Annotated in this window: 7 protein-coding genes; 3 read left to right on the top strand and 4 right to left on the bottom strand. The window is 61.2% G+C overall.

The genetic code is table 11. From position 1 onward, the window contains the following. Positions 1-90 precede the first annotated feature (90 nt). The 3 genes from LB529_RS27590 to LB529_RS27580 all read right to left on the bottom strand — a co-directional run bounded on the left by LB529_RS27590 (position 91) and on the right by LB529_RS27580 (position 2,382). Positions 91-696: a transglutaminase-like cysteine peptidase gene (locus LB529_RS27590; protein WP_224712849.1), complete on the bottom strand. Its 606-nt coding sequence runs from the start codon at positions 694-696 to the stop codon at positions 91-93. 257 nt (positions 697-953) lie between these two features. Then, on the bottom strand, positions 954-1,571 hold the full coding sequence (locus LB529_RS27585; RefSeq protein WP_095767620.1) for a PilZ domain-containing protein: 618 nt from the start codon (positions 1,569-1,571) through the stop codon (positions 954-956). A 172-nt stretch (positions 1,572-1,743) separates the two neighbouring features. Beyond that, positions 1,744-2,382, bottom strand: coding sequence for a PAS domain-containing protein (locus tag LB529_RS27580; protein WP_224532340.1), 639 nt, complete (start codon positions 2,380-2,382; stop codon positions 1,744-1,746). Between the two features lie 427 nt (positions 2,383-2,809). Between LB529_RS27580 and LB529_RS27575 the strand changes: the two genes are divergently transcribed. Beyond that, positions 2,810-3,547: a rhomboid family intramembrane serine protease gene (locus LB529_RS27575; protein WP_224712848.1), complete on the top strand. Its 738-nt coding sequence runs from the start codon at positions 2,810-2,812 to the stop codon at positions 3,545-3,547. 204 nt (positions 3,548-3,751) lie between these two features. Further along, entirely contained in the window at positions 3,752-4,183 is a 432-nt protein-coding gene (locus LB529_RS27570) for a CBS domain-containing protein (RefSeq protein WP_224712847.1), read from the top strand. 46 nt (positions 4,184-4,229) lie between these two features. On the opposite strand, the gene LB529_RS27565 is transcribed toward LB529_RS27570, so the two are convergent. Beyond that, positions 4,230-4,487 (bottom strand): YjhX family toxin, encoded by a 258-nt coding sequence (locus tag LB529_RS27565; protein ID WP_224712846.1) that lies wholly within the window; start codon positions 4,485-4,487, stop codon positions 4,230-4,232. 282 nt (positions 4,488-4,769) lie between these two features. Between LB529_RS27565 and gatB the strand changes: the two genes are divergently transcribed. After that, positions 4,770-6,272 carry an Asp-tRNA(Asn)/Glu-tRNA(Gln) amidotransferase subunit GatB gene (gene gatB, locus LB529_RS27560; RefSeq protein WP_095767618.1) on the top strand — a complete coding sequence of 501 codons (1,503 nt, stop codon included), beginning with the start codon at positions 4,770-4,772 and terminating at the stop codon, positions 6,270-6,272. Position 6,273: the final 1 nt, after the last annotated feature.

Below are 6,273 nucleotides of genomic sequence, written 5' to 3'. Positions count from 1 at the left end.
GCGTAGAAATGGCCGCTCTGCTTGCGGCATTGTGAACAATGGCAATAAATCACGCCGCGTCACGGCGACGTACCCGATCGCTTTGGCGCCTTAGCGGACGCTGGCGACCGCGTCGTCGCGGCCGTCGTTGATCGTCACCCAAACGCCCGAATTCTCCGTCGATTGACGCTTGAGGTAGGTGTAGACGGTGTCGTTCCAGGCGAGCACTTTCGGCTCGAGATTGTCGAGGATGAATTCGCCGAGGCTGGTGCGCACCGTCAGCACCGCATGGCCGTCGCCATTCGGCTGGCGCACCACCGTCATCAGCAGATTGCCGGCTGGCACGCCCACGGCCATCAGCTCACGGCGCTTCTCCAGCGCGTAGTCCTCGCAGTCGCCATAACCTTTGTCGGGATAGGCCCAGTATTCCTCGACACCGTAGATTTCCATGTCGGTGCGCGGCTTGACGCGGGTGTTGACCGTATTGTTGACGTTGACCATCGTCGCCCACAGCTTGCGCGTCAGCTCGACCGGCGGACCCTTCGGCGTCCGTTCATTGCATTCGACCGGAATGCGCTGGCAGAAATCGTAGTGACCGACCGGCTGGGTGGTGCGGCCACCCGTATGCATGAAAGCCGGTCCTGCGCTTGCCGTACCCCAGGCGGAAAGCTGCATCGCCATTGCCAAGAGCAACAGCTTGCCCCTCGTCATTTTCATTGTTGTAGTCTCCCCGTTTGAGGAGACTGTGCCACGTTGGGATTTATTTGACGCAAAAACCCGAAGTAGACATTGAGTAAAACGCCAGTAGAATAAACATAAAATTTGAACTACCGCGATTTCGGATTATTCAGATTTCGCCGGCTCGCGTGAGGTGTTGATAGCGCTGGCGATCCGCGTCCGACCCGCCAAAATCAGGCAACAAAAAACCGGCCGCTACCGGCCGGCTCGCTTCGCGCTTGCGGTGCGGGTTTGCGTCAGGACCGCGGCGCGTTGAATTCCTGATCCAGAGTTTCCGGCCGCTGGATGACGGCGAATTCTATGGCGACGCCGTCCTCGAAATGGCGCACGATCTGGCCGCGCATCGTGCCTAACGTGACCTGGACGCCGATTGCCGGCTTGACGTCGATCTCGATGGCGGCACCGGAGAGCGACAGGTCGATGATGCGGCACTGATACTGGCGCCCATCGGTGAGCTGCAGGACGCTCATCGGATTGCGCGGCGCCACGCGCTCGTGGCGGCGGTCCTCGGGCAGGTCGAGTTCATGCTTGTTGGCAAGCCAGGTGAGCTGCGCGGCAAGCTTGTCCTTCTTGCGCTCCGAGGCGATGACGGTCATGGCGAACCCGTCCTGCGACGTACGCGTCACGATGCCTTCGACACGACCGATATGGTCGATATAGGCGATCACCTTCTCGCCCGGCATGCCGATCCGGTCCGTGCGCAACGCAACGTTGCCGGGCGACATATCGATCACCTGGCAAGGATGCTCGGTGCGGTCTTCCAGCATGAAACGTCCGTAGATCTTGACACGGACACGCTGAAAGTTGCGCCGCTCAGCTCGTGACGGCGCATATTCTACCGCCGCTGACCTCATGACTGCCTACACCCGGTTGGCATTCCGCGCGACGATGCGAGGAATTTCGCCCGAAAAGCTACAGCAAAGCAGGTTAACAAACGGGAAAAGTCGGCCGCAAAAGCCTGGGCCTGGGGCACGCGCAGCGCTGAAAAATCTAGCGAGAGCGACGGGAAACCTCACACGGCGGGGCTCACTCGTGACGCCCGCCGTCGAGGACGACGAGATGGCGGATGCGACGCACGCGGCCGAGCGCCGAAATGGTCTCCGGAGCATCGAATTCGGTCGGAACGAGCGAGGGGACGTCGATCGCCGGACGGTTCTTCAGGAACATCGGCTCCTTCTCGGGGTCTATCACCCGAATCGAATCGATGAGTGCGTCGGCGAGCGGGTCGGCACCAAGCCAGAACGGCTTGTCGGCGGTGCTGATGATGCCGAGGCAGCGTGGGTTCTCGGCGCCGCCGTCCAACGGCAGCGCCAGGAGCTCGAATTTGTTGGAACGGCCGTTACGGCTGAATCCCTCATAGGTCATGAGCAGAACCGATTTCTGATCGAAAACGCCCTGCATGAGCCGCGACACCAGCCGTTGATCCTTCTCGCGCCAGAGCGAAGGGAAGGAGAAGCCTTTGAGCTCCCGGCCATAATAGGCGCAGAGCCGTGTGCCCGCGAGCCGAAACACCGCCTCGCCGCGCGTGTCGCGCTCGAGGATGAAGGTGTCGGCCAGAAGCGACTTGATGTCCGCCGGCTCCACCTCCGATCGCTTCGGGGCAAGGCGGCCATCACGCAGCTGGTTCCAATATTGGAACAGCGCGATCGATCCTTTTTCGTTCATGTCCATCCTGCTCCGCACAACCTGTCTTTTGATGTCCCATCGGCGAACAGACAGGGCGCCCTCCGATGACCTTCATGCGGTGCGGAGCAGGATGCGTGCCACTATCGTTAACGTTTGTTCACGCCTCGGGGTCGTTAAGGTTAACAAACGGTTTACATTGCGTGCCGCCGAGGCCTGTGGCACATCAGAACCACTCCAAAACGGTCGTTTCAGCAGCGATCGGCAGCACTTCAGTCACGAGTTTATGGGGAGCAGGGGGCTCGACCGGCCGTTCAGGGGGACACCTGAACGGCCTTCTTTTTGATTCGGCCCTTGCTCTGATTCGCCTTTTTCTGCGCGGGCGCTGTGGCGATTAGCTGTTTGTGATTCCAAAGCGCGTGATCTACATGCTCGTCGAAAACGCCGAGTCCCGGACCTGCAAGGGTGCATGAGCGAGCCCGTAAGCCCCACTGAAAACGAACCACAGCCAGACGAGGCGCTCGAGCCGCGGCGGCGCGAACCTGTGTTCAATCTGCCGCCGGTGGTGCTTGCCGTGATCGGCATTTGCGCGGTCGTCTATCTGCTGCAGCAATATGTGCTGAACGAAACGCAGCAAATGACGCTGCTCTATGACGGCGCCTTCATTCCGGTGCTGTACACCGGCCAATACGGCTTCGACTGGTTCTTGTTCACGCGTCCGTTCACCTATGCGTTCATGCATGGGGGCGTCGCCCATATCGCCATCAACATGATCTGGCTTGCAGCCTTCGGCTCGCCGCTCGCCAATCGTCTTGGCGCGCTACGTTTCGCAATGTTCTACGCTGTGACCGGACTGGCCTCGGTCGCTCTGTTCTGGGCACTGCATCCCTATGGCGAGATGCCGCTCGTCGGCGCATCGGGCGCGATCTCCGGGATGATGGGCGCGGCCGCGCGCTACGGCTTCCACGTCGACCGTTCGTCGGGCCGGGGTGCCTTCGCCGGCGAGCCGCTGCCGGTCGCATCGGTGTTGCGTTCGCGCGGCGTCATGACCTTTCTTGGCGTTTGGATGGTGATCAATCTGGCCACGGGCCTGCTCGGCTTCGCGCCGGGCATCGACGGCCAGATCGCCTGGGAAGCCCATATCGGCGGCTTCGTCGCCGGCTTTTTCGGATTGCGTTTCTTCGACCGTCCGCTGGCTGCCGCCTAGGGCATGATCCCGAAAAGTTGGAACCGGTTTCGGAGAAGATCATGCTCCAACAAGAGATAGATCAGGATGGCGATTCAACGAGACGCCTTCCTGATCTAGTCCTTAGGCGCACTTGAAATGCAACCAATCACGGCGCACGATGTTGCCCAAGCACCCAGTGTCTTCCTAAGGGCGCCGGGGGCGTCAAAGGCAGTGGAGGACGCCATGACGGTTAAGGCAATTCTTGAAAGCAAGGGCCATGACGTGTTCACGCTCGGGCCCAATGAAAAACTCAGCGAGGCCATTCGCATGCTGGCCGAGCACAGGATCGGCGCGCTCGTCATCACCAATGGCGACCGAAAGATCGTCGGCATTCTCTCTGAGCGTGATATCGTTAGGGTCGTGGCCAAGGAGGGCGCCGCCGCGCTCGACGTCCCCGTGCGCTCGGCGATGACGCCGAAGGTCAAGATCTGCAACGAAAACCACACCGTCAACGAGGTGATGGAGATCATGACGCGAGGCCGCTTCCGCCATCTGCCGGTGGAGAAAAATGGGCTGCTCGACGGCATCGTCTCCATCGGCGACGTGGTCAAGCGCCGCATCGAGGATGTCGAGCGCGAGGCCGAGGAGATCAGGGCCTATATCGCCACGGCCTGAAGCAAACGGAAGGTGCCGCCGGCGTTTCGTCCGGCGGCATTGGACATTAGCGATTGTCGAGCTCGGCGCGCACGAGCTCGAGCCCGCGTCGTGTGATGCGGTAAGGACCGCCGTTCGTCGAGGAAACCGCCTTCTTGCGCCTCAGCTTCCGAAAGAGTTTCAGGTCGAAACCCGGATAGCGCCAGCCGTCACGGGTCAGGCACTGGACCGAGGCGATCTTCCTGCTCTCGTTCTTTTCGATTTCGATACGCCCGCCCTGCGCCAGCAGGTGCAGGATGCGCTGTTCGTTGCGCGGAATGTCCATTGGAGAATTCCCGGGAAAAACAACAAGAGCCGCCGCCGCGAGACTTCGCGGCACGGGGTTTCAGGTTTTTCTGCCCTGCCTCGCTTAGGAGGTCAGGGCTTCACCGGGACTGAGCGTAAGTGGACATCCACTCTCCATTGGGAGTGGATGCTTTTAGGCGAAAGTGGCGGAAAAGGCCTGTACGCGGCTTTGCGCTTGTCTCGCCGGGCGGTTTGCACTAGCGAAGTTGCGCACCGAAATATGCGTTCTGCATATCGCGAATTCTAAGTACGCAGGCCATCCATGAGCATCATCGACACCCGCACCCCCGACGCAAAACGCCTGATCCCTGGCGCCACCGGCGACTGGGAGATCATCATCGGGCTCGAAGTGCATGCGCAAGTGATCTCGGAGGCAAAACTCTTTTCCGGCGCCTCGACGTCGTTCGGCGGGGCGCCCAATGCCAATGTCAGCCTTGTCGATGCGGCGATGCCGGGCATGCTGCCGGTCATCAACGAGGAATGCGTCAAGCAGGCGATCCGCACAGGGCTCGGCCTGAAGGCCGCGATCAATCATAAATCGGTCTTTGACCGGAAGAACTATTTCTATCCGGACCTGCCGCAGGGCTACCAGATCTCGCAGTTCAAGCAGCCGATCGTCGGCGAGGGCAAGGTGATCGTCTCCGTCGGGCCCGACCGCCAGGGCGAGTTCGAGGATATCGAGGTGGGCATCGAGCGCCTGCATCTGGAACAGGATGCCGGCAAGTCGATGCATGACCAGCATGCGACCATGTCCTATGTCGACCTCAACCGTTCCGGCGTGGCGCTGATGGAGATCGTCTCCAAGCCCGACATCCGCTCGGCCGACGAGGCCAAGGCATATGTGACGAAGCTGCGCACCATCATGCGCTATCTCGGCACATGCGACGGCAACATGGACGAAGGCTCGCTGCGCGCCGACGTCAACGTCTCGGTGCGCCGCCCGGGCGGCGCATTCGGCACACGCTGCGAAATCAAGAACGTCAACTCGATCCGTTTCATCGGCCAGGCGATCGAATCCGAGGCGCGCCGGCAGATTGCCATCCTCGAGGATGGCGGCAAAATCGACCAGGAGACCCGCCTGTTCGACCCGGTCAAGGGCGAGACGCGCTCATTGCGCTCCAAGGAGGAGGCGCATGACTATCGCTATTTCCCGGATCCCGATCTTCTGCCGCTGGAATTCGACCAGGCCTATGTCGACGCGTTGGCGCAACACCTGCCGGAACTGCCCGACGACAAGAAGGCGCGGCTGATTTCGTCGCTTGGCCTGTCGACCTATGACGCCTCGGTGCTGGTGTCGGAAAAGCCGATTGCCGACTATTTCGAGAAGGTGGCATCCGGCCGCGACGGCAAGCTCGCCGCCAACTGGGTCATCAACGACCTGCTCGGCGCTCTCAACAAAGCCGGCAAAGACATTGAAAATGCTCCGCTTTCGCCAGAGCAGCTAGGCGCCGTCATCGACCTGATCAAGGAAGGCACCATCTCCGGGAAGATCGCCAAGGACCTGTTCGAGATCGTCTGGAACGAAGGCGGCGATCCGCGCCAGCTCGTCGAGAGCCGCGGCATGAAGCAGGTCACCGACACCGGCGCCATCGAGAAGGCCGTCGACGAGGTGATCGCCGCCAACCCCGACAAGGCCGAGCAGGCGCGCGCCAAGCCGACCATGGCCGGCTGGTTCGTCGGCCAGGTGATGAAGGCGACCGGCGGCAAAGCCAACCCGCAGGCGGTCAACGACCTCGTCAAGGCCAAGCTCGGCATCGAGGGCTAGC

Source organism: Mesorhizobium sp. CA5 (assembly GCF_020165105.1).
Classification (GTDB): Bacteria; Pseudomonadota; Alphaproteobacteria; order Rhizobiales; family Rhizobiaceae; genus Mesorhizobium.
This window is presented reverse-complemented; position numbering and strand designations above follow the sequence as displayed.

Bases quoted from the DNA above. Each gene is read 5' to 3' on its own strand.
- LB529_RS27590 (WP_224712849.1), bottom strand. From the start codon at position 696: ATGAAAATGACGAGGGGCAAGCTGTTGCTCTTGGCAATGGCGATGCAG.
- LB529_RS27585 (WP_095767620.1), bottom strand. From the start codon at position 1,571: ATGAGGTCAGCGGCGGTAGAATATGCGCCGTCACGAGCTGAGCGGCGC.
- LB529_RS27580 (WP_224532340.1), bottom strand. From the start codon at position 2,382: ATGAACGAAAAAGGATCGATCGCGCTGTTCCAATATTGGAACCAGCTG.
- LB529_RS27575 (WP_224712848.1), top strand. From the start codon at position 2,810: ATGAGCGAGCCCGTAAGCCCCACTGAAAACGAACCACAGCCAGACGAG.
- LB529_RS27570 (WP_224712847.1), top strand. From the start codon at position 3,752: ATGACGGTTAAGGCAATTCTTGAAAGCAAGGGCCATGACGTGTTCACG.
- LB529_RS27565 (WP_224712846.1), bottom strand. From the start codon at position 4,487: ATGGACATTCCGCGCAACGAACAGCGCATCCTGCACCTGCTGGCGCAG.
- gatB (WP_095767618.1), top strand. From the start codon at position 4,770: ATGAGCATCATCGACACCCGCACCCCCGACGCAAAACGCCTGATCCCT.